24 protein-coding genes are annotated in these 24,346 nt (G+C 67.8%); 18 read left to right on the top strand and 6 right to left on the bottom strand.

Features of this window, described 5'->3' with window-relative positions; translation table 11 throughout:
- The first annotated feature begins 193 nt into the window (after positions 1 to 193).
- The 4 genes from B5F85_RS00255 to B5F85_RS00240 all read left to right on the top strand — a co-directional run bounded on the left by B5F85_RS00255 (position 194) and on the right by B5F85_RS00240 (position 6,427).
- On the top strand, positions 194 to 1,678 hold the full coding sequence (locus tag B5F85_RS00255) for an FAD-dependent oxidoreductase (protein WP_087313256.1): 1,485 nt from the start codon (positions 194 to 196) through the stop codon (positions 1,676 to 1,678).
- Between the two features lie 141 nt (positions 1,679 to 1,819).
- On the top strand, positions 1,820 to 3,946 hold the full coding sequence (locus tag B5F85_RS00250; RefSeq protein WP_087313254.1) for an FAD-dependent oxidoreductase: 2,127 nt from the start codon (positions 1,820 to 1,822) through the stop codon (positions 3,944 to 3,946).
- Positions 3,947 to 3,960: 14 nt separating this feature from the next.
- Positions 3,961 to 5,046: an NADH-ubiquinone oxidoreductase-F iron-sulfur binding region domain-containing protein gene (locus B5F85_RS00245; protein WP_087313252.1), complete on the top strand. Its 1,086-nt coding sequence runs from the start codon at positions 3,961 to 3,963 to the stop codon at positions 5,044 to 5,046.
- Between the two features lie 391 nt (positions 5,047 to 5,437).
- Positions 5,438 to 6,427 carry a flavodoxin family protein gene (locus B5F85_RS00240; RefSeq protein WP_087313250.1) on the top strand — a complete coding sequence of 330 codons (990 nt, stop codon included), beginning with the start codon at positions 5,438 to 5,440 and terminating at the stop codon, positions 6,425 to 6,427.
- Between the two features lie 209 nt (positions 6,428 to 6,636).
- Here the strand turns inward: B5F85_RS00240 and B5F85_RS00235 are convergent, their stop codons facing one another.
- On the bottom strand, positions 6,637 to 7,953 hold the full coding sequence (locus B5F85_RS00235; RefSeq protein ID WP_087313248.1) for a helix-turn-helix domain-containing protein: 1,317 nt from the start codon (positions 7,951 to 7,953) through the stop codon (positions 6,637 to 6,639).
- Between the two features lie 76 nt (positions 7,954 to 8,029).
- Here B5F85_RS00235 and B5F85_RS00230 point away from each other — a divergent pair, with 76 nt between their 5' ends.
- The 6 genes from B5F85_RS00230 to buk all read left to right on the top strand — a co-directional run bounded on the left by B5F85_RS00230 (position 8,030) and on the right by buk (position 13,048).
- Positions 8,030 to 8,716, top strand: coding sequence for a TetR/AcrR family transcriptional regulator (locus B5F85_RS00230; protein ID WP_158094534.1), 687 nt, complete (start codon positions 8,030 to 8,032; stop codon positions 8,714 to 8,716).
- 191 nt (positions 8,717 to 8,907) lie between these two features.
- Positions 8,908 to 10,194 (top strand): thiolase family protein, encoded by a 1,287-nt coding sequence (locus B5F85_RS00225; RefSeq protein WP_087313246.1) that lies wholly within the window; start codon positions 8,908 to 8,910, stop codon positions 10,192 to 10,194.
- 31 nt (positions 10,195 to 10,225) lie between these two features.
- Positions 10,226 to 10,645: a zinc ribbon domain-containing protein gene (locus B5F85_RS00220; protein WP_087313244.1), complete on the top strand. Its 420-nt coding sequence runs from the start codon at positions 10,226 to 10,228 to the stop codon at positions 10,643 to 10,645.
- A gap of 50 nt (positions 10,646 to 10,695) precedes the next feature.
- Entirely contained in the window at positions 10,696 to 10,929 is a 234-nt protein-coding gene (locus B5F85_RS00215; protein WP_087313242.1) for an acyl carrier protein, read from the top strand.
- Between the two features lie 12 nt (positions 10,930 to 10,941).
- The gene (locus tag B5F85_RS00210; protein WP_239386559.1) at positions 10,942 to 11,937 is read left to right on the top strand and encodes a phosphate acyltransferase; all 996 of its coding nucleotides are present in this window, start codon (positions 10,942 to 10,944) and stop codon (positions 11,935 to 11,937) included.
- Between the two features lies 1 nt (position 11,938).
- Positions 11,939 to 13,048: a butyrate kinase gene (gene buk / locus B5F85_RS00205; protein WP_087313238.1), complete on the top strand. Its 1,110-nt coding sequence runs from the start codon at positions 11,939 to 11,941 to the stop codon at positions 13,046 to 13,048.
- A gap of 88 nt (positions 13,049 to 13,136) precedes the next feature.
- Here the strand turns inward: buk and B5F85_RS00200 are convergent, their stop codons facing one another.
- Complete coding sequence (locus tag B5F85_RS00200; RefSeq protein WP_087313236.1) at positions 13,137 to 13,535, bottom strand: hypothetical protein; 399 nt, start codon at positions 13,533 to 13,535, stop codon at positions 13,137 to 13,139.
- 123 nt (positions 13,536 to 13,658) lie between these two features.
- Positions 13,659 to 14,738 carry an ATP-dependent 6-phosphofructokinase gene (locus B5F85_RS00195; RefSeq protein ID WP_087313234.1) on the bottom strand — a complete coding sequence of 360 codons (1,080 nt, stop codon included), beginning with the start codon at positions 14,736 to 14,738 and terminating at the stop codon, positions 13,659 to 13,661.
- Positions 14,739 to 14,902: 164 nt separating this feature from the next.
- Between B5F85_RS00195 and B5F85_RS00190 the strand changes: the two genes are divergently transcribed.
- The 4 genes from B5F85_RS00190 (at position 14,903) to tatA (ending at position 17,779) form a co-directional block, all read left to right on the top strand.
- Positions 14,903 to 15,322, top strand: coding sequence for a hypothetical protein (locus tag B5F85_RS00190; RefSeq protein ID WP_087313232.1), 420 nt, complete (start codon positions 14,903 to 14,905; stop codon positions 15,320 to 15,322).
- A gap of 390 nt (positions 15,323 to 15,712) precedes the next feature.
- On the top strand, positions 15,713 to 17,014 hold the full coding sequence (locus tag B5F85_RS00185; RefSeq protein ID WP_087313230.1) for a phenylacetate--CoA ligase: 1,302 nt from the start codon (positions 15,713 to 15,715) through the stop codon (positions 17,012 to 17,014).
- On the top strand, positions 17,014 to 17,442 hold the full coding sequence (locus B5F85_RS00180) for an amino acid-binding protein (protein ID WP_087313228.1): 429 nt from the start codon (positions 17,014 to 17,016) through the stop codon (positions 17,440 to 17,442). Before B5F85_RS00185 ends, B5F85_RS00180 begins: the two co-directional genes overlap by 1 nt.
- A gap of 139 nt (positions 17,443 to 17,581) precedes the next feature.
- Positions 17,582 to 17,779, top strand: coding sequence for a twin-arginine translocase TatA/TatE family subunit (gene tatA, locus B5F85_RS00175; RefSeq protein ID WP_087313226.1), 198 nt, complete (start codon positions 17,582 to 17,584; stop codon positions 17,777 to 17,779).
- A gap of 130 nt (positions 17,780 to 17,909) precedes the next feature.
- Here tatA and B5F85_RS00170 read toward each other — a convergent pair whose 3' ends face one another.
- The gene (locus B5F85_RS00170; RefSeq protein WP_158094533.1) at positions 17,910 to 18,752 is read right to left on the bottom strand and encodes a LysR family transcriptional regulator; all 843 of its coding nucleotides are present in this window, start codon (positions 18,750 to 18,752) and stop codon (positions 17,910 to 17,912) included.
- Positions 18,753 to 19,084: 332 nt separating this feature from the next.
- On the opposite strand from B5F85_RS00170, the gene B5F85_RS00165 reads away from it, so the two are divergent.
- Entirely contained in the window at positions 19,085 to 19,312 is a 228-nt protein-coding gene (locus B5F85_RS00165) for a hypothetical protein (protein WP_087313222.1), read from the top strand.
- Between the two features lie 117 nt (positions 19,313 to 19,429).
- On the opposite strand, the gene B5F85_RS00160 is transcribed toward B5F85_RS00165, so the two are convergent.
- Positions 19,430 to 20,590 (bottom strand): M20/M25/M40 family metallo-hydrolase, encoded by a 1,161-nt coding sequence (locus B5F85_RS00160; protein WP_087313220.1) that lies wholly within the window; start codon positions 20,588 to 20,590, stop codon positions 19,430 to 19,432.
- Between the two features lie 383 nt (positions 20,591 to 20,973).
- On the opposite strand from B5F85_RS00160, the gene fucO reads away from it, so the two are divergent.
- The gene (gene fucO, locus B5F85_RS00155) at positions 20,974 to 22,137 is read left to right on the top strand and encodes a lactaldehyde reductase (protein ID WP_087313218.1); all 1,164 of its coding nucleotides are present in this window, start codon (positions 20,974 to 20,976) and stop codon (positions 22,135 to 22,137) included.
- 230 nt (positions 22,138 to 22,367) lie between these two features.
- Positions 22,368 to 23,537: an Mbeg1-like protein gene (locus B5F85_RS00150; RefSeq protein ID WP_158094532.1), complete on the top strand. Its 1,170-nt coding sequence runs from the start codon at positions 22,368 to 22,370 to the stop codon at positions 23,535 to 23,537.
- A gap of 12 nt (positions 23,538 to 23,549) precedes the next feature.
- On the opposite strand, the gene B5F85_RS00145 is transcribed toward B5F85_RS00150, so the two are convergent.
- Positions 23,550 to 23,912, bottom strand: coding sequence for a phage holin family protein (locus B5F85_RS00145; protein ID WP_087313216.1), 363 nt, complete (start codon positions 23,910 to 23,912; stop codon positions 23,550 to 23,552).
- Between the two features lie 102 nt (positions 23,913 to 24,014).
- On the opposite strand from B5F85_RS00145, the gene B5F85_RS00140 reads away from it, so the two are divergent.
- On the top strand, positions 24,015 to 24,302 hold the full coding sequence (locus tag B5F85_RS00140; RefSeq protein ID WP_087313215.1) for a YerC/YecD family TrpR-related protein: 288 nt from the start codon (positions 24,015 to 24,017) through the stop codon (positions 24,300 to 24,302).
- Positions 24,303 to 24,346: the final 44 nt, after the last annotated feature.

The raw sequence follows: 24,346 nt of genomic DNA, 5'->3' as shown, positions 1-24,346 counted from the left end.
TCCCGTGCGGGGCTCCCGGGCGCCAGGCCCGAGACCGTCGAAAAGCGCATGGGTCGAGCGCACAAACCACGCGGGACATTTTGGCCCGATATGTGTTGCGCGCACATTGTTGGCGAGACGCCCGTGCGCGATGGTGTACGCGTGCAAGAAGGTGCCGAGAGGCACGCATGGCAGCAGATAGAGGAGGATTCGCATGAAGCAGCTTGAGACCGACGTCGTCGTCATCGCGGCCGGCCTCTCCGGCCTCGCCGCGTCCGTGGCGGCCGCCGAGAGCGGCGCGAGGGTCATCACCCTCGAGAAGGCGTCCAACACCGGCGGCGCCGCCAACATGGGCATGGGCCCGGCCGCGGCCGGCTCGCCCCTCCAGAAGGCCTCGATGATCGAGGTCACCCCCGGCGAGCTCTTCCGCCGTCACATGTTCTACACCCACTACCAGGTCGACGCCCGCCTCGTGCGCGACTACTACTTCAAGAGCGGCGACACCATCCAGTGGCTCATGGACATGGGCGTCGAGTTCAACAGCGTCCGCCCGGCGTTCCGCGCCCGCGAGCGCACCCGCGCCTACGCCGACGGCGAGTACACCTGGCATGTCGTCCAGCCCGAGGACGGCTCCGAGCCCGGCCCGCGCGCCGCGACCACGATGACCAAGCGCATGACCGAGCACGCCCAGGAGCTCGGCGTCGAGTTCATGCTCGAGTGCCCCGGCACCGGCCTCATCACCAACGACGAGGGCGCCGTCGTGGGCGTCACCGCCAAGGACAAGAACGGCGAGGAGTACGAGATCTCCTGCTCCTCGGTCATCGTCGCCACCGGCGGCTTTGGCCACAACGCCCAGATGATCAAGGACACCATGGGCTTCGAGTGGGGCAAGAACCTGTTCTCCTTCGCCATCCCCGGCATGGACGGCGACGGCATCAACATGTGCCACTCCGTGGGCGCCGGCCACACCCCGGTCACCATGGAGATGATGTACCAGATCCCCGACAACATGAACCACTTCTACGTCGAGGGCGCCTTCCGCCAGCCCTGCTACTGGTGCAACCGCATGGGCGAGCGCTTCATGCCCGAGGACGAGATCTTCAACACCACCTTCGTGGGCAACGCGATCAACCACCTGCCCGGCAAGGTCGCCTACGCGATCTTTGACTCCAAGATGCTCAAGCACTGGAAGAAGGACGGCCCGGACATCGTCTCCCATGTCCACCCGCACGACCTCTACGAGGGCTTCGACGAGCAGTGGGAGCGCGACCTCGCCGACGGCTACGAGCCCATCTGCCAGGCCGACACCCTCGAGGAGCTCGCCGAGAAGGCCGGCATCGACGTCGAAGGCCTCATCGCCAACGTCGAGGAGTACAACGAGATGTGCGAGAGCGGCTGGGACGAGATCTTCGAGAAGGAGCGCGAGTTCATGCAGCCGCTCGAGAAGGGCCCGTTCTACTGCTGCAAGCAGTACATCGGCGCCTACGGCACCCTGGGCGGCGTGCTGATCAACCACAACATGGAGGTCATGACCGACGACTACAAGGTCATCCCCGGCCTCTACTGCGTGGGCACCGACGCCTGCACCATCTACGGCGACTCCTACAACTACTGCATCCCGGGCAACACCATGGGCTTCTGCCTCAACTCCGGGCGCATCGCCGGCGAGAACGCCGCCGCCAAGCTCTTCGAGTACTAGTTCCGTGACGCGCGGGGCCCTGCGGGGCCCCGCGCCCAAGCCGCGGAGAGGCGAGAGGGACGCGGGCTTGCGGACTTTCGAAGGGGGGAGCCGCGAGCCCGCGTCCTTCTCGGCGCGGCACGATCTGACAGAGGGGGTCATGTGAAGCTCACGATCAACGGCCAGCAGGTCGAGGCACGCGAGGGCCAGTCGGTCCTCGACGCGGCGCTCGAAGCCGGCATCTTCATCCCGCACCTCTGCAAGCACCCCGACCTCGAGGCCGTGGGCGGCTGCCGCCTGTGCATGGTCGAGGTCGACGGCGCGGAGGAGCCCGTGTGCGCCTGCAAGACCGAGGTGCGCGAGGGCATGCAGGTCAACGTCAACGGCGAGCGCGCCGACCGCGTGCGCCGCATGGCGATGGAGCTCATCCTCGCCACGCACCCTACCGACTGCACCGGCTGCCCCAAGTACGGCAAGTGCGAGCTGCAGTCGATGTACCAGTACCTGGGCGTCTCGCCCACGCGCTGGCGCGTGAAGAGCCGCCCCGTCGCCACCGACGAGTCCAACCCGCTCATCACCCACATGTTCACGCGCTGCATCCGCTGCGGCCGCTGCGTGCGCGCCTGCCGCGAGCTGCGCGGGGTTGGCGTCCTGGACTACCAGCACACCGAGGAGGGCATCCGCATCGGCACCGACGGCTCGGTCTCGCTCGAGGAGGCGGGCTGCCGCTTCTGCGGCGCGTGCATCGAGGTCTGCCCCACGGGCTCGATCATCGACGTGCTCTCCCGCGTGCACGAGGACCGCTCCCGCGAGGAGGACGTCGTGCCCTGCCGCTTTGGCTGCCCGGCGCACATCGACATCCCGCGCTACCTGCGCCACGTCCGCGACGGCGAGTGGGAGGCCGCGACGGCCGTCGTGCGCGAGAAGGTCCCGTTCCCCGAGACCCTCGGCACCATCTGCAACCACAACTGCGAGAGCGAGTGCAAGCGCAACGACCTGACCGCGCCGCTCTCGGTCTGCCGCCTCAAGCGCGCGGCAGCGGTGCGCGACACCGGCGAGTGGAAGAGCCGCGTGCGCCACGAGCCGCTCACGGGCAAGCGCGTGGCCGTCGTGGGCGCCGGCCCCGCGGGCCTCACGGCGGCTCTGTTCCTCGCCGAGAAGGGCCACCTGGTGACGGTCTTCGAGGCCAACGAGAAGGTCGGCGGGCAGCTGCGCTACGGCATCCCGGCCTACCGCCTGCCCGACGCCACCGTCGACCACGAGGTCGACATCATCCGCGAGATCTCCCAGGGCACCGACGCCGAGCCGCGCATCGACATCCGCTGCGGCGAGCGCGTGGCCGATCCCAGGGCGCTTCTCGGCGAGGGCTATGACGCCGTGCTCGTGGCCGTGGGCACCCACGTGGGCACCCGCCTTCCGATGGAGGGCTCCGACCTCGAGGGCGTCTACGTCAACACCGACTTCCTCAAGGCGGCCCGCACCGGCGAGCCGATGGACGTGACCGGCCGCGTGGTGGTGCTCGGCGGCGGCAACGTGGCCTACGACTGCGCCCGCACGGCCGTGCGCCTGGGTGCCGAGAAGGTCGACGTGGCCTGCCTCGAGTCCATCGATAAGATGACCTCCACGCCCGAGGAGCGCGAGGAGGCCGCCGAGGAGGGCGTGGAGCTCCACGACGCCTACGCCTTCACCTCCATCAACGAGTCCGAGCCCGGATCCGGCCGCGTTGGCTCCGTCACGATTCACAAGATCGAGCGCTTCTACTTTGACGAGAACCACCGCGCGGTGACCGAGCTCGTCGAGGGCGGCGAGCTCACGATCCCCGCCGACCACGTGATCTTTGCCGTGGGCCAGAAGCCCGAGGGCACCGACGCGATGGGCCTCGAGCTCACGCACGGCCCCTACATCGCGGCCGACGCCGAGCTCGCCACGAGCGCCGAGGGCGTCTGGGCCGCCGGCGACTGCGTCACGGGCACCAAGTCCGTCATCGCCGCCATCGAGCAGGGCCGCGAGGCCGCGAGCTCGATCGACCGCCACCTCGGCGGCGACGGCGACATCACGGCCGAGCTGCTCGACGCCGAGATGCCGCAGCAGCGCGTGGACAAGGTCCCCGAGGGCTTCTACGGCGGCCGCGTCGAGCCCAAGATCGCGCCGGCCGAGGAGCGCGCGCACACCTTCGACGTCTTCGAGTGCCCGTTCACCGAGGACGAGGCCCGCTGCGAGGCGTCGCGCTGCCTGCAGTGCGATCTGCGCCTGACCCTCACCACCCCGCGCCTGTGGAACGAGTACTAGGAAGGGAGCGAGAAATGACGACTATTGTGAGCTTCATGCCGACCTACGCGGCGGCGCCCGTCTCCCTTCACCTCCTGAAGGCCGACGTCGAGGGCGCGGCAGAGAGGATCGCCGGCCTCGGGGGAGAGGTGGCGGTGCTCGTGCCGTCCTCGGAGCCCGAGCTCGCCGCGCGCCTGCGCGAGCTTCTCGGCGACGCCGCGCGCGTGGTCGAGGCCGACGCGTCCCTCGGCTTTGTCTACGCCAACGACACCGCGTGCGCCTGCGTGCTGGCAGGCGAGAAACCTCTGCCCTCTGAGGTCACCGGCACCACCCCTGAGCTGCGCCTCGTTGCCGGCTCCGAGCTCCTCGGCGCCGAGGGTTCCCGCTGGACCTGGTTCGAGGGCGTGCAGGCCCCCGTCGAGCTCCCCGCGTCCACGACCGTGGGCGCGCTCGTCGCGGCCTCCGGCGTGAGCGACGCCAAGGCGGTCTACGTGGGTTATCCCACCGGCGCGTTCTTCTCGGCCTCGAACGCCGACGCCGCCGTCGAGCTCGGCAGCGACTACGTGCGCGTGTACGGCCAGGAGTCGTGCATGGCGAGCGCGCTCGACCAGGTGTGCCAGCTCTACCGGCACGAGACCTGCGGCCGGTGCGTCTTCGGCCACGAGGGCGGGCACCAGATCGCGCAGATCGTGAGCGACATCTGCCGCAAGAAGGGCAAGGCCTCCGACGTGGCGCTGCTGCGCGACCTCTGCCCCGTCATGGAGACGCAGAGCCTCTGCGAGATGGGCCGCGTGATGGCGCGCACCGTGCTCTCCGCGCTCGACGCCTTTGGCGACGAGATCGAGCAGCACTTCACCAAGAAGGTCTGCCCGGCGGGGGAGTGCAAGGCGTACATGACCTACCACATCCTGCCCACCAAGTGCGTGGGCTGCGGCGAGTGCGTCGACGCCTGCGAGGACGAGGCCATCCTCGGCAAGCCGCGCTTCATCCACGTTATCGACCAGAAGGCGTGCACGCAGTGCGGCAAGTGCGTGAGCGTCTGCGACGAGGAGGCCATCATCATGGCCGGCGCCGACAAGCCGCGCACCCCGCCGCGCCCGATCCCCATCCGCAAGCGCTAGCAGCACGTTGGGGACTGTCCCCAACGTGCAGGTGACGTCCCTGGGCCGCCTCCCCCGAGGCGGCCCTTTTCGTCGGCCGAGAAGGGCGCGCCGCCGCGGATTTGTCCCGTGCGCACAAAGGCGGCCCCTCCCGCCCGCCAGGCTCTGGTCCCGCGAACATGCCGCCGCGTCGGGCGCCGTGCGATACTACTCGCAACATGACCCTCTCGCGCTCTGTTTGCCATGCCGGAGCCCGAGGGGGTCACGCCTTTGTCCGCGCGCACGAAGCCGCGCCCGCCACGACCAAAAGCGTCGTTCGCCCAGACGGTGAACGCCCGCGCGCGCCGCCGTAGCATTCCCTCAGAATGCGCGGACGGGGGTCCGCGCCCGACGCTCGAGGAGAGGAGCGGACATGTCTTTCAAGGTCATGGCAATCTGCGCCGGCAGGCACGGAGGCAACGGCGAGGCGCTCGCCAAGGAGGCGCTCTGCGCGGTCCAGGAGGCCGGCGGCGAGGTCGAGCTGATCAACCTCTTTGACTACAACATCTTGCCGTGCACCGGCTGCGAGGGCTGCACGATGCAGATGGGCAAGGTCGGCGCGGGCCTCCAGAAGGAGTATCACGGCTGCGTCCTCAAGAACAAGGACGACGTCGACGCCATCGTGAGCGAGCTGCGCACCTGCCACGGCGTGATCTTCGCCGTCCCGACCTACGACCTCACCCCGAGCTCGGTCTACACGCGCTTCGCGCAGCGCTTCCTTGCCTACGAGCTGTCGTTCCTTCTCGCCATCGGCGCGGTGAAGGAGAACCCGCACACCGTGGCCGGCCTGATCGCGGTGGGCGGCTCCATGCACGACTGGCAGAGCCTCGCCCTCGAGAGCCTGCAGGCCACCATGTTCACGATGTCGCTGCAGGTCGTCGACCGCTACATGGCGCAGCGCGACGGCCGCCCGGGCAATGCCTTCGTCTGGGGCGACGACGTCGAGTGGGGCGGCCAGCTCGCCCGCGCCCGCAAGATGGGCGAGAACATCGTCAAGGCCATCCAGACGCCGGTCGAGGAGCGCACCTGGCTCGGCGACCCCGATGACGGCGTGTGCCCCAACTGCCACAGCTCGCTCGTCTACCCCGGCGACAAGCACTGGGACGGCATCGAGTTCCCGTGGGAGTGCGCGGTGTGCGGCGCCGGCGGCGACCTCGCCGTCAACGAGGAGACCGGTCGTCCCTACCTCAAGATCGCCGAGAACGGCCTCATCCGCGACCGCAACGACGACAAGGCACGCGCCGAGCACCTCAACGAGATCAACAAGACGCGCGATGAGTTCTTCGCGCACCTCGACGAGGTCAAGCCGCTGATGGAGAAGTACGCCAAGATGGAGTTCCCGACGCTCAAGATCGAGCGCTAGTCAGACGGGCCAGAGGGGGAGTCGTCCCCTCTGGCCCGCGTGCGGATTCCGGACGGTTTGGACCGCGAAAGCGTCCGGAGTCCGCACGTCTCCGGAAGAGGTGCGAGTTCCGGTCGTTCTTCTCGACAAAAGCGTCCGGAATCCGCGCGCTTCCTCGAAACGTGCGGGTTCCGGACGATCCGGCCGAGAAGGGCGACCTCCTCGCGCCCTCACTTGTGGTGCGCGCGGAGGTCGTCGCTCGTGCGCGGCTTGGTGCGCGTCTCGAGCAGGCCCAGGTAGATCAGGGCGCGGATGGAGAGGTGGAACAAGAACAGGTCCTCGCCGGACGTGAGGTCGTTCTCGCAGATCTCCTTGATGCGGCCCAGGCGGTAGAGCAGCGTGTTCTTGTGCAGGCACAGCAGAAGCGCGGTGCGCGCGGTGCTGCAGCCGTTTTGCATGTAGGCGTAAAGCGTCTCCACCAGCTCGCTGCCGTGGCGCTGGTCGTGGTCGTAGAGCGCCCAGATCGCGGGATGGACGTAGTTGAACAGGTTCACCCGGTCGTTGGCTAAGTCGAGCAGCTCCATGTAGGTGTAGTCGCAGTAGTTGTAGACGTGGGTGTCGTCGAGCACCTTGGTGTAGGAGGAGCCAAAGTGGATCGCGGAGCGCGCCTGGGCGAGGTGACGGCGCACGTCGCAGATGTCGTCGAAGGCGTTGCTCACGCCCACGAGCACATCGTTGTCCTTGGCGACGCGCGCGAGCAGGCGCCGGTCGTAGGCGGAGAGCATCGGCCCCTCCGCACGGCTCGCCACGATCACGAGGTCGCCGCCGTAGGAGGTCGTGAGGCTCTTGACCAGCATCGGCTGGAGCTGGCCGCGCAGGCTCTCCTCGTCCCGAGCGCCGAGGGCGCCGTCGGACGCGTCGCGGACCACCACGACGAAGAGCGTGGGCAGCGGCTCGATGCCCAGAAGCGCCAGGCGGCGCGCGGTGGCCTGGGGCGTGGGCTGCTCGTCCTCGAGCAGGCGGCGCAGGAAGTAGGACTCCATCTGGGCGCTGCCCACGGTGAAGACCTCCCCCTTCTGCAGCTCCTGCCCGACGACGTTGCACAAAAGCGAGAAGTCCTCGACGTCACCCTCGGCGAAGGGCCTCTCGTGGGCCATCATCATGACGCGCGCCAGGCAGATGCCGTGCACCATGACGTTTTGCGTCATCGTGGTGAGGGCGAGGTTGGCGTTGTCGCGCACCACGGGCCCGCGGGCGCGGGCGAGCCGCTCGTTGATGCCGTCGTCCTCGATGAAGGCCACGCCGTCCTCGAGGATGTCGCCGAAGGCCATCTCCTCGCGCATCGCGCGCGCGTAGGCGGAGTCGTCATCGGCCGCCGGGGACACGCCGCCGCTCGCGACGTAGTGGTAGCTCGGGTCCACGACCACGATGGGGTTGCCGAGGGCGTCGGCCGCCTCGTCGACGAGGTGCCTGATGCCCCGGTCGGAGAGGAGCGCCGCGAGGATGCGGTCTCTTCTCGCCTGCGTGGAAGGGTCGCCCTGCTCCATTCACGGCTCCTTTCGGCGGTGCGCTGCTGACGGATTTCTGCGACACATGATAATGGAAATGAGAGGGAGGGCGACCATGACGGTCTGGGGAGGCAGCGACAGGATGGACCCCGTCGACGCGCGCATCGAGGACGCGGTCTTTACGCTCATGGAGACGACCGACATCCCCGACATCCGCGTGGCGGACGTCGTGCGCCTCGCCGGCATCTCCCGCTCGACCTTCTACCGGCGCTTTGGCTCGGTCGACGACGTGGTCAAGGCCTTCGAGACCGACGTGCTGGCCAACATGCACTCCATCAACAGCTACGCCCTCAAGGCCCGCTTCGGCCAGTCCGAGCTCGACCCCACGCCCACGATGATCCGGCGCATGGAGGTCCTCGCTGAGCGGCGCGACAAGATCGTGGCGCTCAACGGCCCGCACGGCGACCCGCAGTTCGTGCACAAGGCCACGATCCTCATGCACGACCACTTCCGCGAGCGCCTCTCCGACGTGGAGGGCTCCGACACCTACCGCGATTTCTACCTCGCCTTCGTTCTCGCCGGCCACCACAACGTGATCCAGTACTGGCTCGAGGAGCGCCCGGAGGTCTCCCCGGAGGTCGTCGCCGGCGTGCTCAACCGCCTCTTCTACGCGCCTTTTTTCCTCGACGAGACCAACGCGCGTCACGTGCCCGCGTCGCCGTTCCGCGGAAGGGGCGCGCGGGGCGAGAAGGACGGGCGGGACGTGCGGGACGAGAAGGGCGAGCGGCGCCGCCAGCGGTAGGTTCCGACCGCCGAGCGGCAGACCCGCTCCCTCTCGAACAATACCTTTCACCAGCGAAAAGAAACACCGTACGCAAAGTTGTCCCACAGGGCGGAACGCCCTGAGCCCAGAGGTTCTTCTCGGCATTTGGCATGCGGCATAGCATGCGAGACATGGAAGGTACGCAATGCTTCGGAAAAGGATGTGATGCTATGGTCAAGCTTGGCAGGAACATGCGCAGCGTCTCGATCGTGGGCGTGGGCTGCACCCCGTTCAAGGACTTCGAGGACCACCCCGAGACCCAGGGGATCGGCGAGGGCGAGGCGTTTGGCTACGCCGCGCTCGAGGCGATCGCCGACGCGGGCCTCGAGCCGCGCGACGTCGACTTCTTCTATCACGGCGCCGCCAACCCCTATCTGATCAACGACTGCATCACCCCCAACATGCAGGTGGCCGACTGGTTTGGCATGCGCTCCAAGGGCTCGGTGCACCACTCCGAGGCCTGCTGCACCGGCTACGTGGCGCTCGAGCAGGCCGTGATGGCCGTCGCCTCCGGAACCTACGACGTGGTGCTCTCCGGCGCGGTGGACCTCGCCTCGACGCTGCCCGTCGAGCACATGCCCTCCCACGTGCGCCAGGACTTCCCGCTCGAGGTCATGATCCCCTCGCTCGACAAGATCTACGACCGCGCTTACGGCCGTCCGCTCGACGGCGCCTTCGGCGTCTCCTTCGACAACTGGATCAACGAGTACTCGATGATCTACGACCTCGACGCCGACAAGATCGACGACGCGCTCAACGGCCTCACCAAGAGCCTGCGCCGTGGCGCGGTGGCCAACCCGCTGGCCTACTACGAGACCACCGTCGAACAGGACGCCGCCGAGATGGGCTTCGAGACGGCCGACGAGTACCTCAAGAGCATGTACAACCCCAAGGTCACCCAGTACCTGCGCGTGACCGGCTTCGAGAAGAAGTGCGACGGCGCCGCCGCCATCGTGGTCATGCCCACGGAGAAGGCCAAGGCCATGGGCGTGCCGCACGCCCCGATCGAGGTCCTGGGCACCGGGGCGGCCGCCGTGGAGGCGGGCCTCGTGCACAACGAGCACTGGGCGACCGAGATCGCGGCCAAGCAGGTCTACGAGCTCACCGGCGTCTCTCCGGACGAGGTCGACCTGTTCATGTGCAACGACTTCTTCCTCGCGTCCGAGATCTGCTCCGCCGAGGAGTGCGGCTACATCCCGCGCGGAGAGGCCTGGAAGTACGCCATCGAGGGACGCACCGCCTTTGACGGCGACAAGCCCATCAACCCGCACGGAGGCCGCTGCAACTTCGGCCACGCGCACGGCGCCTCCGGCATCGCCGACATCTACGAGGCCGTCAAGCAGATGCGCGGCGAGGCCGGCGCGACGCAGATGGCCAAGGTGCCCCGCACCACGTTCCTGCGCGGCTTCGGCGGCTCCCAGAACGTCCGCTGCCAGATCCTGCGCACCGTCGAGTAGAAGAGCCGAGAGGACAAAGGAGGCATACCCCATGCAGCTTGATCAGATGGAGCCCGTCGTCAAGAAGTTCTACCAGGGCCTCGAGGAGGGCAAGCTCTACGGCCGTCGCTGCCTCGAGTGCGGCGCGATCGAGTTCCCGCCCCACCTGGCCTGCAACGCCTGCGGCTATCACGCGACCGAGTGGTGCGAGGTCTCCGGCCACGGCCGCCTCATCGACTTCACGCTTCCCGGGCCGCAAAACGACAAGCCCTACCTGCGCGAGGTCGGCAAGTACGCCTACGGCGCCGTCGAGCTCGACGAGGGCCCGGCCTACACCTACGTGATCTTCGGCATCACCAAGAAGAAGGCCGCCGACATCCGCGCCCGCCTCATCGCCGGCGAGAAGGTCGGCGTCCACCCCAAGATCATCGACCGCCCCGGTTACAAGGAGCTCTGCTTCGAGCTCGACTAACGACGAAAGGGACCGTCCCCTCTCATCACCACCGACAGAAAGGAAACATCATGAGCCAGGAAGTCCTCGAGCAGGTCTGCGAGTTCGCCAAGTCCGCCTACAAGTACGACGGCGAGGTCACCGCCGAGACCACCTTCGCCGAGCTCGGCAAGGGCTCGATGAAGATGATCGCCCTCACCTCCATGATCGAGAACGAGCTCGACGCCGAGGTGCCCATCCGCGAGGTCATGACCATGAAGACCATCGGCGAGCTCGTGGAGCGCGTCGAGGAAGAGATGGAGTAAACCGTGGGCCTGATGGAGACCCTGCGCGAGCGCGCCGCCGCGCGCCCGATGCGCGTCGCCTTCCCCGAGGGCGACAACGACACCATGATGCGCGCCGTGGCCGAGCTCACCGAGGCCGGCCTCGCCAAGTGCGTGCTCGTGGGCGACGGCGCCGAGCTCGCGCGCCTCGCCGAGGAGCGCGGCGTCAGCCTCGACGGCGTCGAGGTCGTGGACGTCACCGACGAGGCGGGCAACGCCGCCTGCGCCGAGCGCTATCTCGCGCGCCCCGACTGCAAGTACAAGGCCAAGGGCGTCGCGCGCCGCATGACGCGCCCGCTGGAGCGCGCCCTGATCATGCAGGTGCTCGGCGACGTTGACGTCATGTTCGCCGGCATCGCGAGCGCCACGGGCGACATCATCCTCGCCGCCCAGGCCATCGTGGGCCTGGCCGACGGCGTGGACACCATCAGCTCCTGCGGCATCGCCGACGTGCCGGGCTGGGACGGCGGCGAGGGCGGTCTCATCGGCTTCGGCGACTCGGCCGTGTGCGTGAACCCCACGCCCGAGGAGCTCGCCTCGATCGCCATCGCCTCGAGCGAGACCGTGGCGGCGCTGACCGGCTGGGACGTGCGCTGCGCGCTGCTCAGCCACTCCACGGACGGCTCGATGGACAACGAGCTCGTGGACAAGGTGCGCGCGGCGCGCGACATCGCCAACGAGCGTCGCCCCGACCTCAAGATCGACGGCGAGTTCCAGTTCGACGCCGCGATCAACCCCAAGGTGGCCGCCAAGAAGGTGGCCCGCGAATCCGAGGTCGCCGGCCGCGCCAACCTGCTCATCTGGCCCGACATCGACGTCGGCAACATCGGCGTGAAGATCATCCAGAACCTCACCGGCGCCGACGCCTACGGCCCGATGCTGCAGGGCTTCAAGAAGATCGTGTGCGACTGCAGCCGCTCCGCCCCCGTCTCCGAGATCGTGGGCAACGTCGTGATGAGCTGCGTGCGCGCCCAGGCGCTGGAGGGCTAGCATGGCCGAGAAGAACTATCGCGTGCTCGTGATCAACCCCGGCTCCACCTCCACCAAGGTGGGCCTGTTCGACGGGGAGACGGAGGTCTTCTCCGAGAACGTCGCGCACTCCGCCGAGAGGCTCGCGCAGTTCGGCGGCATCTCCGAGCAGATGCCCTACCGCCGCGACACCATCCTCGAGATGCTCGACGCCCATGGCGTCGACCTCGCGAGCGTCGACGCCTTCGTCGGGCGCGGCGGCGGGCTTCTGCCCACGCCGGGCGGCACTTACGCGGTGAACGAGGTCATGCTGCGCCACTCCCACGACGGCGCCAACGGCATCCAGCACCCCGCGCAGCTCGGCCCGCAGCTCGCGAGCGAGTTTGCCCAGGCGGCCGGCGGCAAGCCCGCCTTCGTGGTCAACCCGCCCGACACCGACGAGCTCTGCGACCTCGCGCGCATGACCGGCGTGAGGGGCGTGTACCGTCGCGTGCACCTGCACGCGCTCAACCTCAAGGAGACGGCCATCCGCCATGCGGCGTCGCTCGGGCGGCGCTACGAGGACTGCCGCTTCGTCGTGTGCCACATCGGCGGGGGCATCTCCGTCTCGGCCCACGACCGCGGCCAGATGGTCGACGGCAACGACATCGTCGGTGGCGACGGCCCGATGGCGCCCACGCGCTGCGGCGCCGTGCCCGTGGTGGAGCTGCTGCGCTACCTGGAGAGCCACACCACCGGCGACGCGCGCGCCCTGTGCATGAAGACCGGCGGCTTCGTCGACCTTCTCGGCACCTCCGACGCGCTCGAGGTGAGCCGGCGCGCGGCAGCGGGGGATGCCGCCTGCAAGCGCGCCTGGGACGCGATGATCTACCAGATCTGCAAGACCATCGGCGAGATGGCCTGCGTGCTCGAGGGCCGCGTCGACGGCATCCTGCTCGGTGGCGGCATGGTCCATAACGACGGCCTGGTCGCCGACATCCGCAGGCGCTGCGAGTGGATCGCCCCGGTCACGGCCTATCCGGGTGAGTTCGAGCTCGAGGCCATGGCGGCCGGTGCCCGGCGCGTGCTCTGCGGCCAGGAGGAGCCGCGCACCTACACGGGAGTGCCCGTCTTCACCGGCTTCGACGACTAGTTTTCCGGGCTTTGGGCCCAACAGGCGAGGGGCGCGGACGAGGTTTTTCTCGCCCGCGCCCCTTTTGCCCTCATGTTGGGAGAGATGATTACTCGCGCGGCTTGAGCGCGCGGAAGAGGACGACCGACGTCGCGTAGCCGATGATCACGAGCCAGACGTAGGAGTTGAGCCACGCCGCGACGAGGCCGGCGCCGCCCGTGTGCACGAAGGCTTCGGTGAGCGAGATGATCGTCACGAAGATGAGGTTTTCGATGAAGATCTGTGCGTAGACGCGCCATGAGGCGTCGCCGGCCCAGCCGGTGAGCGCGCGGGCGACGGCGCCGGTGGGCAGGACGAGCTGGCCGATGATGTTGGTGGCCAGCGCCACGCAGGTGAAGGTGTACCACGTGTGGTCGAACGGCGCCCCGTCGATGATCGTCGCGCTCGTGTTGATGACGATGGCCAGGACGAGGTCCTGGATGATGACGTTGCGGTTCCACTCGCACATGACGCTGCCCCTTCTCGCTGGTTCTGTCGAGAAGAGCGTACGTCTCGTAGAGGTGCGCAAAAAAGGTGCGGGGTCTCAAAAGAGACCCCGCACGCAGGCGCTCGTTTGTGCGAGAGGCACAGCCTACTCGTCTCCGAAGCTGATGCCGAGGGCCTTGGCCTCCTTGACGAGGTCGCTCTTGGGGTCGACGTACTTGAGCTTGCCGGCGACCTCCTCGAGCGGGACGCGGCACATCTTGCCGTTGACCTGGGCGATCATGACGCCGAACTTGCCCTTGAGGCAGGCGAGGGCCGCCTCGACGCCGCACTGCGTCGCGAAGATGCGGTCCTGTGCGTCCGGCTGGCCGCCGCGCTGGGTGTGGCCGGGGACGGCGATGCGGATCTCGCGTCCGGTGCGCTTGTCGATCTCGGCGGCGATGTCGTAGGCGATCGAGGGGGAGGTGCGCTCGGCGACGAGCTTCTTGTACTCCTTCTTGGAGAGCGCGGCCTCCTCCTTGGAGATGGCGCCCTCGGCGACGACGACGATCGTGAAGCGCGAGCCGGCCTTGTCTCGCTCCTCGATGACGCGGACGACGTTGTCCATGTCATAGGGGATCTCGGGGATGAGGATGACGTCGGCGCCGCCGGCGACGCCCGCGTAGAGGGGGATCCAGCCGACCTTGTGGCCCATGATCTCGATGACGAAGACGCGGCCGTGGCTCGAGGCAGTGGTGTGGATCTCGTCGATGCAGCGGGTGGCGACCTCGACCGAGCTGGTGAAGCCGAAGGTCATGTCGGTGCCAAAGGTGTCGTTGTCGATGGTTTTGGGCAGCGCGATGACGTTCAGGCCCTCCTGAGAGAGGCGGTTGGCCGTCTTGGTGGAGCCGTTGCCGCCGAGCATGAACAGGCAGTCGAGCTTGAGCTTGGCGTAGGTGTCCTTCATGGCCTGGACCTTGTTGACGCCGTCCGCCTCGGGCGTGTCGAGGAGCTTGAACGGCGTGCGGCTGGTGCCGAGGACGGTGCCGCCGCGGGTGAGCAGGCCCGAGAAGTCGCGGTTGTCCATCATGCGGTAGCGCTCGTAGATGAGACCCTGGTAGCCGTCCTCGAAGCCGTAGACCTCGACAGGCTCCTTGGACTGACGGTAGAGCGTCTTGACGATGCCGCGCATGGTGGCGTTGAGCGCCTGGCAGTCGCCGCCGCTCGTGAGAAGACCGACTCGAAGCATAGCTGTTCCCTTCCTCTTGTCCACAGATAGACGCATTATTGCGCTTTCAGCCGGCCGTGCGGCGTCGCGTCCGCAAACGGTATCGTTCTCAGCGGCGTGTGTCGCGCCTCGTCGTCCCACATCTGTCACACTGGTCGTGAGGGACATTGGGAAGGGGGAGTGTCGTGACGGCAGACGAGAGGCGAGAGGTGCGCGAGGCGGTGCTTGCCGGGAGACGGGCGCTGGAGAGTCTCGAGGAGGCGTCCGAGGCGCTCGACAGCGCGAGCAACTGGGGACTCTTCGACCTGCTCGCGGGCGGTCTCATCACGAGCCTGGTCAAGCATGCGCGCCTGGGTGACGCTCGCGAGGCGCTCGAGCGGGCCCGCGCGGACCTCTACGCCTTCACGCGCGAGGTGGACGACGTGCGCACCATCGAGAGCCTGTGCGTCGACGTGGGCGGTATCGCGACGGCGCTCGACGTGATCGCGGACAATCCGTTCGTGGACCTCTACGTGCAGAAGAAGATCGACGACGCCCAGGACGGCGTCGAGGCGGCCATCGGGGCCACGCGCACCGTGCTCGCGCGCCTCGAGGCGCTTCGCTAGCGTCTGACCGGCGCGGGCGCCTGCACTTCTTGCCTTCAGTCCATATTTCGCGGCGCCCAGAAACAAAACCGGGCTTCGATCCATGAGTTTTGGCGGCTTCTCAAGCGTTGCCCTCTCTATGACTTTGCATCATTAAATCAATAGTGAACTGATGCTGATGGAGATGCCGCCAAGGGGCCAAATCCGCATGGATCGAAGGCGACTTTTGTATCCGAAGGGATCGCAATATGGACCGAAGGCACGTTTTGCATGCCGCGAAGCGCCTGTCACGTCCGTGACCCGCGTTCCCATGGTTTCCGTTTGCGAACGCGCCGCCCGCCCGCGTCCTTCCCGCACGTCGCACGCCGTAAAATCCCTGTGTCCGCGTGCTTTCAGGAAAGGGCGAGCAAGATGCAGGAGATCCTCCACGCGCCCCACGAGCAGATCGAGCAGATCCAGCTCGAGGGCATCAAGAAGACCGTGATCGCGTGTTACGAGAACGTGCCGTTCTACAAGAAGAGCTTCGACGAGGCCGGCTTTGACCCGTATGCCGTCAAGAGCCTCGACGACCTCCAGAAGGCGCCGTTCGTGACCAAGCAGGACCTGCGCGACAACTATCCCTACGGCATGTTCGCCACGCCCCTTTCCGAGGTCAAGGAGATCCACATGTCCTCCGGCACCACGGGCGTGGCGACGGTGGGCGGCTACACCCAGCACGACCTCGACATCTGGGGCGAGTGCTTTGCGCGCGGCATCGAGTACGCAAACGGCGGCAAGGACGACGTCGTGCACGTCTGCTACGGCTACGGCCTGTTCACCGGCGGCCTGGGCGCCCACTACGGCGGCCTCTACTCCGGGGCAACCACGATCCCCATGTCCGCGGGCAACACCGAGCGCCAGATCCGCGTGCTCAAGGAGATGGGCTCCACGATCATCTGCTGCACGCCGAGCTACGCCATGCACATCGCCGACACCGCCCTCGAGATGGGCATCGACCCGGCGCGCGACTTCCATCTGCGCGCGGGCATCCACGGCGCCGAGCCCTTCAGTGACAACTTCCGTCGCGACCTCGAGCGCAAGCTCAACTACCATGTCCTCGACGTCTACGGCCTCACCGAGACCATGGGCCCGGGCGTCGCCATCGAGTGCTGGGAGCAAGATGGCCTGCACCTGGCCGAGGATCACTTCTACGCGGAGATCATCGACCCCAACACCGGCGAGGTCCTGCCCGACGGCGAGTGGGGCGAGCTCGTCCTCACCACGATCGACCGCGAGGCGTCGCCCGTGGTGCGCTACCGTACGCGCGACATCACGCGCATCCTGCCGGGGGAGTGCGCCTGCGGCTGCACGCACCGTCGCATCGACCGCATCCACGGCCGCACCGACGACATGCTCATCATCCGCGGCGTCAACGTCTTCCCGAGCCAGATCGAGGACGTCATGAAGACCTTCGACCAGGTCTCCTCCTGGTACCAGATCGAGGTCGACACCGATCACCGCTCGCTCGACATGGTCACGCTCAAGGCCGAGGTCAACCCCGACTTTGCCTTCGACTCCGTCGCCGCCGTCGAGCGCCTGCAGAAGGAGATCTCTGCGCGCCTCAAGACGGCGCTGTCCGTGGGCGTCAAGGTCAAGCTCGTGGAGCCCAAGACCATCGCGCGCAGCGAGGGCAAGGCCAAGCGCATCGTCGACCTGCGAAAGGGGATCAAGTAATGATCGATCAGATTACGGTTTTCCTCGAGAACAAGCGCGGCCGCATCGCATCGCTGTGCCGCACCCTCGGTGACGCCAACATCAACATGGCGGCCCTCTCCGTGGCCGACACCACCGAGTACGGCATCGTGCGCATCATCTGCAGCGACACGGCCGCCGCGCTCGCGGCCCTCGAGGCCGGTGGCTACCGCGCCATCAAGACCAAGGTCATGGCGATCGCCGTCCCGCACCACCCGGGCGGCGCTGCCGACCTGCTCGAGAAGCTCGACGACCTCGACGTGGACATCGAGTACTTCTACTGCTTCTCCACCACCGACGACATGGCGGTGCTGGCGCTCAAGATCGCCGACCCGGCGAGCGCGGCGGAGGCGAGCTGGGCCATCGAGAAGGCGGGCTTCCACGTGTTTGATCAGTCAGAGGTCGAGTAGCGACAGCTTACGGAACGCGTCTGAGGGGACTGCCATATATCGTTTATATGGCAGTCCCCTTTACTATGTATTTTACGATTGCCGGCGGCAGGCCTACCATGGTCTCGTACGGTGACGAGATCTTCTGGAGGCGACACGCATGATTCTTGGCATGGGCATTCCCGAGCTGGCGGTGATCCTTCTCATCGTGCTCGTTATCTTTGGTCCCAAGAACCTGCCCAAGCTGGGGTCTGCCCTAGGAAAGACGGTCAAGAGCGTTCGAGAGGGCATGGAGGAGGGCTCTGGCGACTCGGAGCCTTCCCCCGCGTCCACGACCGAAGACGACCTCGCGCAGTAGCCTCTTCGAGCAAGCCTTCCTCCCAGCCCCCGGGACCCTTTCCCGCCCGGGGGCGTTTCTGTGCGTCGGGACCTTCCGGTCATGGTCCGCGCGCTGTCCCCGACGCGCGGGACTCGAACGGACGAGCGGGTTAGGCGAGCTCGCCGAGAAGGGCGACAGCACGCTCGGCGAGCGGGGAGAGCGCACGGTCGGCCTTCCAGATGACGGCGGCGCGCGACTCCAGGTCCTTCTCGGCGACGACCTTGATAAAGCACGCCCCCGTGTCGCAGGTCGAGAGCAGCGACCGCGGCACAAGCCCCACTCCCAGGCCTGCGGCGGAGCAGGCGCATGTGGCGCGATCGTCCTCGGTGAGGCAAAACGGCGTCTGAGCGAGCTGGGCCGCCACGCGTCGCGAGCAGGCGAGCGGGACGTCGGCGAGCTCGGTGAGCCTGACCTCGAGCTCGTCGCCGCGCTCGAGCTCCTGGGGCATCACGGCGACGAGCGGCTCGGCGGGGGCGTATCGGCAGCGCAGCCCCTGGGAGGAGAAGGGCGTGCGCACGACCCCGACCTCGGCAAGGCCGCTCGCGACGAGCTCGAGGACCTTGGGTACGCTCCCGTCGAGCACCTCGATCGAGACCTCCGGCGCGAGGCGCGAGAGCTCCGCGAGCCGAGTGCCCGGGGCAAGTCCGGCGGCGGAGTCGCAGACCGCGAGGCAGAGCGTTCCCGTGAGCCCCTTTCCCACGCTCGAGACCTCGCGTGCCGTGGCGGTCGCCATCGCGAGGATGCGCGCGGCGCGCTCGTGCAGGAGCCGGCCCGCCTCGGTGAGCGTGACGCCGCGCGGCCCACGGCGCACAAGCTGCGTGCCGAGCTCGCGCTCGAGCTGGGCGAGCTCGTAGGAGAGCGGGGGCTGCGAGATGTGCAGACGTCGCGCGGCTGCGGTGATCTGGCCCTCCTCGGCGATGGCGACGAAGTACTCGAGCTGCTTGAGATTCACGAAACCTCCTGCGAACGGCTGCGATATAGCAAGATTGTATCGTTTGACAGCAGCGTGACGTCGCGCGGCGCCGTGCATGCCCCACGACACAAAACCAAGCGTCTGATGGGGCGTTTCTACCCTCTGCGGCATGCTGCCGCGAACGGTCGACCGTGAACGACTCGTGAAGGCGTCGGGACAATGCGTCTCTCGACAGACATTTTATAAACCCCAGCTTAACGACGTCTTAACGACTCATGTAGGAGTTGTAAACGTTCTGTCAAGCATCTTTCGGTTAGCGGGCAAATTGGGTATAAAAATCGCGTCACGATACAGACGAAAGGAGGGAAGGCATGACCAAGATCAAGGACATGAGCAAGCGCGAGCGCAAGGTGCTCGACGCGTGTCACAACGGCTGGTTCATGAGCGGCGAGTATCGCGCCATCATGGACGGCCACGAGCGCCGCTTCCATGCGGACAGCAAGGGGCTTCTGTTCAAGGACGTTGACGAGTGGTTCTCCTCCCACGAGCAGAATCACGCGGATTCGCCCCTGCTCGTCAAGTGCGTGTGCGCGGCGTAAGCGTCACATATCCCACTTAGGGAGGAGGAGCCTGCGGGCTCCTTTTTCTTTGTCGAAGTGCCAGGCAGGAAAAACCCTGCTTTGTAGGTGACGAGAGCCGTGCGTCGGACGCCGCGCTCACGTCCGCGCGTGCGCGAGCAGCAGGGCGAGCGTGACGGCGAGCCCTCGACGAAGGCTGTCCTTCTCGATCCACTCCTCGCGCGTGTGGAGCAGGTCTCCCTCGACGGCGCCCACGGTATGGGCGGGGATGCCGAGTGAGAGCGGGATGTTAGCGTCGGTCGAGGACTCCTGGTGCGTGGGCTCCACGCCGCCGAGCTCGCGCAGCACCTCGTCGGTGCGGGCGATGAGCTCCCACTGGCCCTCGGGCGTGTGCTCGCCGGAGGCGGGGCGGCGGCCGATCAGCTTGGCGTCGATGCGCGTGTTCTCCTTGAGGTGCTCCTCCACGAGCACCACGAACTTGCCGTACATCTGCTCGAGGCACTCCTCGGAGGCCGAGCGGTACTCCACGAGCACGCTCGCGTCCTCGGCGATCGAGTTCACCGTGGTGCCGCCCACGAAGCGGCCCACGTTGATGGTCGTCTTGGCCTCGCGAGGCAGCTCGAGCGCATAGAGGTCCTCGATGAACGAGCAGAGCGCCTCGATCGCGTTGTCGCGTCCGAAGTTCTCCCAGGAGTGGCCGCCCTCGGTGTGGCACTTCACGCGCCAGCGGTGGCTGCCCACGGCAGACACCACGTGCATGCCGAGGTAGAGGTCAAAGCTCGTGAACTCGGCCACGCGTCCGGCGTAGTGGCGGAAGAGCTCGCGCGTGCCCGCGAGGTTGCCGAGGCCCTCCTCGCAGGAGTTGGCAACGATGAGCAGGGGTCGGTCGAGCGGCACCTGGTTGCGCAGCAGGTAGCGCCCGGCGAGCATGAGGCCCACGAGGTTGGCCGTGTCGTCTCCCACGCCCGGGGCGAGCAGGCGCGTCCTTGACTCGGCGAGCGGCAGCGGCTCGGTGTCGGGGAAGACCACGTCGGTGTGGGCGGCAAAGACCGCGATGCCGCCGTCAGGCTCGGCGTGCGGGCCGGCGGGCAGCGACAGGATGACGTTTTTCGCCTCGTCGATGCGCACCGCGCCCACGGGCGCGCCCTGGGCGAGCCACCAGTCGCGGATGAACTCCGCGCGCCTCTCCTCGTGGCCGGAGGGGGCCGGGATCTGGGCGAGCTCGCGCAGCAGCTCGAGCTCCTCCTCGAAGCACGCATCGGCGTAGGCCGTCGCGATCTCTCTGGTCTTCTCGTCCATGCTGGCCGCTCCCGTGATGCGTGGTCTTTTGCCTTGAGCTTACCTTAGCCGCGACCTTCGGGGTGGCGGAGCGGCCGGGCGGTGGCAAAAATGGCGCGATGTGAGCGGCGCGCGAAAGGGGCGCGGCGTGCGGGGGCGCCTGCTCCACGGGTTTTGCCAGATGGCGATCGTCCGCCCGCGGCGGGCCCGGCGGCGCGGCATGCACAAGGGGCAGAAAATGCCAACAGCCGGCTTGAGTGGCGCCCCGTCGTCCATGCGCGCCCGCTTCCCGCCGAGAAGTACGTGCCGTCGGCGGAGCGGTGCGCCTGTGCGGGGGCGGGGAGGAGCATACTACCCCGCGGAACGCCGGCATTCCTGCACGCATCAACCCAAGGGGGAATCAGATGGCTGTCAACCGCTTCGTCCTCAACAACATCTCCTACCACGGCTCCGGGGCCATCAAGGAGATTCCCGGCGAGCTCACCCGCCGCGGCTACCAGAAGGCCTTCGTCTGCTCCGACCCCGACCTCGTGAAGTTTGGCGTCGTGTCCAAGGTGACCGACCTGCTCGACGAGGCCGGCATCGCCTGGGAGCTCTACTCCGAGATCAAGCCCAACCCCACGATCAAGAACGTCCAGGACGGCGTCGAGGCGTACAAGGCCTCCGGCGCCGACTGCATCGTCACCATCGGTGGCGGCTCCTCGATGGACACCGCCAAGGGCATCGGCATCATCGTCGCCAACCCCGAGTTCGCCGACGTCGTCTCCCTCGAGGGCGTGGCGCCGACCAAGAACCACGCCGTCTTCACCATCGCCGTGCCCACCACCGCTGGCACCGCGGCCGAGGTCACGATCAACTACGTGATCACCGACCCCGAGAAGGTCCGCAAGTTCGTGTGCGTCGACGTCAACGACATCCCCGACGTCGCCGTCGTCGACCCCGACATGATGGCCTCGATGCCCGCCGGCCTTACCGCCGCCACCGGCATGGACGCGCTCACCCACGCGATCGAGGGCTACACCACCCAGGGTGCCTGGGAGCTCTCCGACATGTTCCACTACAAGGCCATCCAGCTCATCTCCCATCACCTGCGCGACGCCGTCGCCGAGGCCAAGAGCGGCGTCCCGGGCTCCGGCCGCGAGGGCATGGCGCTCGCCCAGTACATCGCCGGCATGGGCTTCTCCAACGTGGGCCTGGGCATCGATCACGCCATGGCGCACACGCTCTCCGCGCACTACGACACCCCGCACGGCGTCGCCTGCGCGATGCTGCTGCCCGTCGCCATGGAGTACAACAAGCCCGTCGTGACCAAGCGTCTGGCAGAGGTGGCCGTTGCCATGGGCGTCGACACCGCCGGCATGACCGACGACGAGGCGGCAGACGCCGCGATCGCCGCCGTCCGCCAGCTCTCCGCCGACGTCAACATCAAGCCCACCTGCGACGGTCTCGTCGAGGCCGACCTCGACCAGCTCGCCGACGACGCCATCGCCGACGCCTGCTTCCCGGGCAACCCGCGCGAGGCCGACCACGCCGCCGTGGTGGAGCTGTTCCGCAAAGTCATGGCGTAGCGTCCTTATCGTCGGGATGGCGCCCCGCTTCCTTGCTAAGCAAGCTGCTTCGCGCTTCGCGCTCAGAAAGCTTGCTTAGCAAGGAAGCGGGGCGCGTCGCTGCGGGGCTGCTTGGCAACCAAGGGAAGCGATTTCGCGCTTCGCGCTCAGAAAGCTTGCTTAGCAAGGAAGCGGGGCGCGTCGCTGCGGGGCTGTTTGGCGACCAGGGAGAAGAGAAGGGTGGTGACGGGGTGGCGGACGTTCGGGACTATCTGGAGCTGAGGGGCGACGTCACGCTTTCGGAGCGGCCGTTCAACGACGTCGACAACCTCGCGCTGGCGACGCTTTCCTACCTGGACCTCACGGGCATCGTGGGCGGCCCCGGCGAGCGGGGCGTCCGGCTCACCGATGCCTGCGGCGAGCTGCTCGCCCGGTCGGGCGGGGACCTCGCCGCGCGCGTGCGCTCGCTCGCGACGGTCGACGAGCGCTTCGTGGTGGCCCTCGGCGGCTCGGCGCGGCTCGGCGACGCCGTGCTGCGCGACTACGTCGACGTGCGCGACGACGAGCGCGTCATGCAGTTCTCCGCCGTCACCGCGGACCTCGACGACGGGCAGACCTACGTCGCCTTTCGCGGGACCGACACCACGCTCGTCGGGTGGCGCGAGAACTTCGTCCTGAGCTTTGCCGTCACGCTAGCCCAGGAGGCCGCGGCGGAGTACCTGGCGGCGCAGCTCGCGCGCGCGGGCGCCTCGGGGCGGCCCGTGCGCGTGGGAGGCCACTCCAAGGGCGGCAACCTTGCGGCCTATGCCGCGACCAGTGCGCCCGTTTCGCTCGCCTCCTCGATCGCGTGCGTCTACAGCAACGACGGGCCCGGCATGGACCGCTCCGTCATGCCCGTGAGCTGTCACGACGTGATGGGGGAGCGCTACGTGCGCATCATCCCCGCCTACAGCGTGGTGGGGAGGTTCTTCTCGGACGACGCGCCGGCGACGATCGTGCGGAGCTCGGCGGAGCGCAGCCTCCAGCACGACCCGCTGACCTGGCAGGTGGGGCCTGCGGGCTTTCTCGAGGCGGACGGGCCCGACCCCGAGTGCCTCGTCGTGGCAAGGTCCTTCTCGTCGTGGCTCGAGCGGCTGGGGCCCGAGGACCGCCGTCAGCTCACCGACGAGCTCTTCGACGCGCTGGCGGCGGGCGGCGCGACGACGTTCGAGGACCTCTTCTCGAGCCCGGCGGCGGCGCGCGAGGTGATGGCCGCCCTAGGCGGGGTCGACCCCCGGACGCGCGACATGATGCTCGGGCTCGTGCGCGAGCTGGTGGGCGCGGCCGGGGCCGCGACGCGGGAGGCCGTGGTGCGCGGCGTATCGGAGGCCGCGGCGGACGTGGCACGGCGCGTGACGTCCCGCGCGCAGGGGGAGGCGTGAGCCGCCGCCGCGCTACTCGTCGCCCACGACGCCGGAGAGCAGCATGCTCACCACGGATATCACGATCGCCCCGAGGACGGCCGAGAAGAGCGAGTCGATGGCGATCCCCGCGTGGAAGATGTTGCGCGACAGCCAGCTCGCGAGCTCGAGCACGAAGGCGTTCACGATCACGTAGAAGATGCCGAGCGTGGCGATGGTGAAGGGGATGGCGAGCGCCTGAAGCACGGGCTTGACGGTGGTGTTGAGCAGCGCGAGCACGAGCGCGCAGAACACCGCGCCCACCCAGGTCCCGCCCACCGGGACGATCCCGGGGACGAGCCAGATGGCTACGGCGCAGGCGATGGTGGTGACGACCCAGCGTGCGATGAAGCTCATGGAGACCTCCTTGTCTGCCTGGGGATAGCGTACCCGAACCTCCTCGCGTCGAACGCTTTAATCGGCTAAAGTGTCTCCTTGAGGAAAGGGAGAGGGGGACGCATGACGCATGCAGGCGAGAACAGCGACGGCCTCGAACGGCTGGCGCGGGCCCTGTGCGCGCTGGAGACGCCCGATCAGGCCCGCGCGCTGCTCTCCGACCTCTGCACCCCGCGCGAGCTCGCGGACCTCGCGCAGCGCCTCGAGGTGGCGAGCCTGCTCGCGCAGGGCCGCTCCTACATGGACGTCTCTCGCGCGACGGGCGCCTCGTCCACCACAGTGAGCCGCGTCTCCAAGTGCCTTAACGGCCCGGCGGGCGGGTATCGGGCGGTGCTTTCCCGGCTCGACTGAGCGGGGCCCGTCAATTGTTGTCCGGTCGCCGCGCTACCATCGTT

The organism is Olsenella sp. An293 (assembly GCF_002159495.1).
Classification (GTDB): Bacteria; Actinomycetota; Coriobacteriia; order Coriobacteriales; family Atopobiaceae; genus Thermophilibacter.
The sequence above is the reverse complement of the archived record's forward strand: the minus strand, read 5'-3'. Positions and strand labels throughout refer to the sequence as shown.

What these genes read in the sequence shown, in the direction of transcription:
- B5F85_RS00255 (WP_087313256.1), top strand. Translation starts at nt 194, where the DNA reads ATGAAGCAGCTTGAGACCGACGTCGTCGTCATCGCGGCCGGCCTCTCC.
- B5F85_RS00245 (WP_087313252.1), top strand. Translation starts at nt 3,961, where the DNA reads ATGACGACTATTGTGAGCTTCATGCCGACCTACGCGGCGGCGCCCGTC.
- B5F85_RS00240 (WP_087313250.1), top strand. Translation starts at nt 5,438, where the DNA reads ATGTCTTTCAAGGTCATGGCAATCTGCGCCGGCAGGCACGGAGGCAAC.
- B5F85_RS00235 (WP_087313248.1), bottom strand. Translation starts at nt 7,953, where the DNA reads ATGGAGCAGGGCGACCCTTCCACGCAGGCGAGAAGAGACCGCATCCTC.
- B5F85_RS00230 (WP_158094534.1), top strand. Translation starts at nt 8,030, where the DNA reads ATGACGGTCTGGGGAGGCAGCGACAGGATGGACCCCGTCGACGCGCGC.
- B5F85_RS00225 (WP_087313246.1), top strand. Translation starts at nt 8,908, where the DNA reads ATGGTCAAGCTTGGCAGGAACATGCGCAGCGTCTCGATCGTGGGCGTG.
- B5F85_RS00220 (WP_087313244.1), top strand. Translation starts at nt 10,226, where the DNA reads ATGCAGCTTGATCAGATGGAGCCCGTCGTCAAGAAGTTCTACCAGGGC.
- B5F85_RS00215 (WP_087313242.1), top strand. Translation starts at nt 10,696, where the DNA reads ATGAGCCAGGAAGTCCTCGAGCAGGTCTGCGAGTTCGCCAAGTCCGCC.
- B5F85_RS00210 (WP_239386559.1), top strand. Translation starts at nt 10,942, where the DNA reads ATGGAGACCCTGCGCGAGCGCGCCGCCGCGCGCCCGATGCGCGTCGCC.
- buk (WP_087313238.1), top strand. Translation starts at nt 11,939, where the DNA reads ATGGCCGAGAAGAACTATCGCGTGCTCGTGATCAACCCCGGCTCCACC.
- B5F85_RS00200 (WP_087313236.1), bottom strand. Translation starts at nt 13,535, where the DNA reads ATGTGCGAGTGGAACCGCAACGTCATCATCCAGGACCTCGTCCTGGCC.
- B5F85_RS00195 (WP_087313234.1), bottom strand. Translation starts at nt 14,738, where the DNA reads ATGCTTCGAGTCGGTCTTCTCACGAGCGGCGGCGACTGCCAGGCGCTC.
- B5F85_RS00185 (WP_087313230.1), top strand. Translation starts at nt 15,713, where the DNA reads ATGCAGGAGATCCTCCACGCGCCCCACGAGCAGATCGAGCAGATCCAG.
- B5F85_RS00180 (WP_087313228.1), top strand. Translation starts at nt 17,014, where the DNA reads ATGATCGATCAGATTACGGTTTTCCTCGAGAACAAGCGCGGCCGCATC.
- tatA (WP_087313226.1), top strand. Translation starts at nt 17,582, where the DNA reads ATGATTCTTGGCATGGGCATTCCCGAGCTGGCGGTGATCCTTCTCATC.
- B5F85_RS00165 (WP_087313222.1), top strand. Translation starts at nt 19,085, where the DNA reads ATGACCAAGATCAAGGACATGAGCAAGCGCGAGCGCAAGGTGCTCGAC.
- B5F85_RS00160 (WP_087313220.1), bottom strand. Translation starts at nt 20,590, where the DNA reads ATGGACGAGAAGACCAGAGAGATCGCGACGGCCTACGCCGATGCGTGC.
- fucO (WP_087313218.1), top strand. Translation starts at nt 20,974, where the DNA reads ATGGCTGTCAACCGCTTCGTCCTCAACAACATCTCCTACCACGGCTCC.
- B5F85_RS00145 (WP_087313216.1), bottom strand. Translation starts at nt 23,912, where the DNA reads ATGAGCTTCATCGCACGCTGGGTCGTCACCACCATCGCCTGCGCCGTA.
- B5F85_RS00140 (WP_087313215.1), top strand. Translation starts at nt 24,015, where the DNA reads ATGACGCATGCAGGCGAGAACAGCGACGGCCTCGAACGGCTGGCGCGG.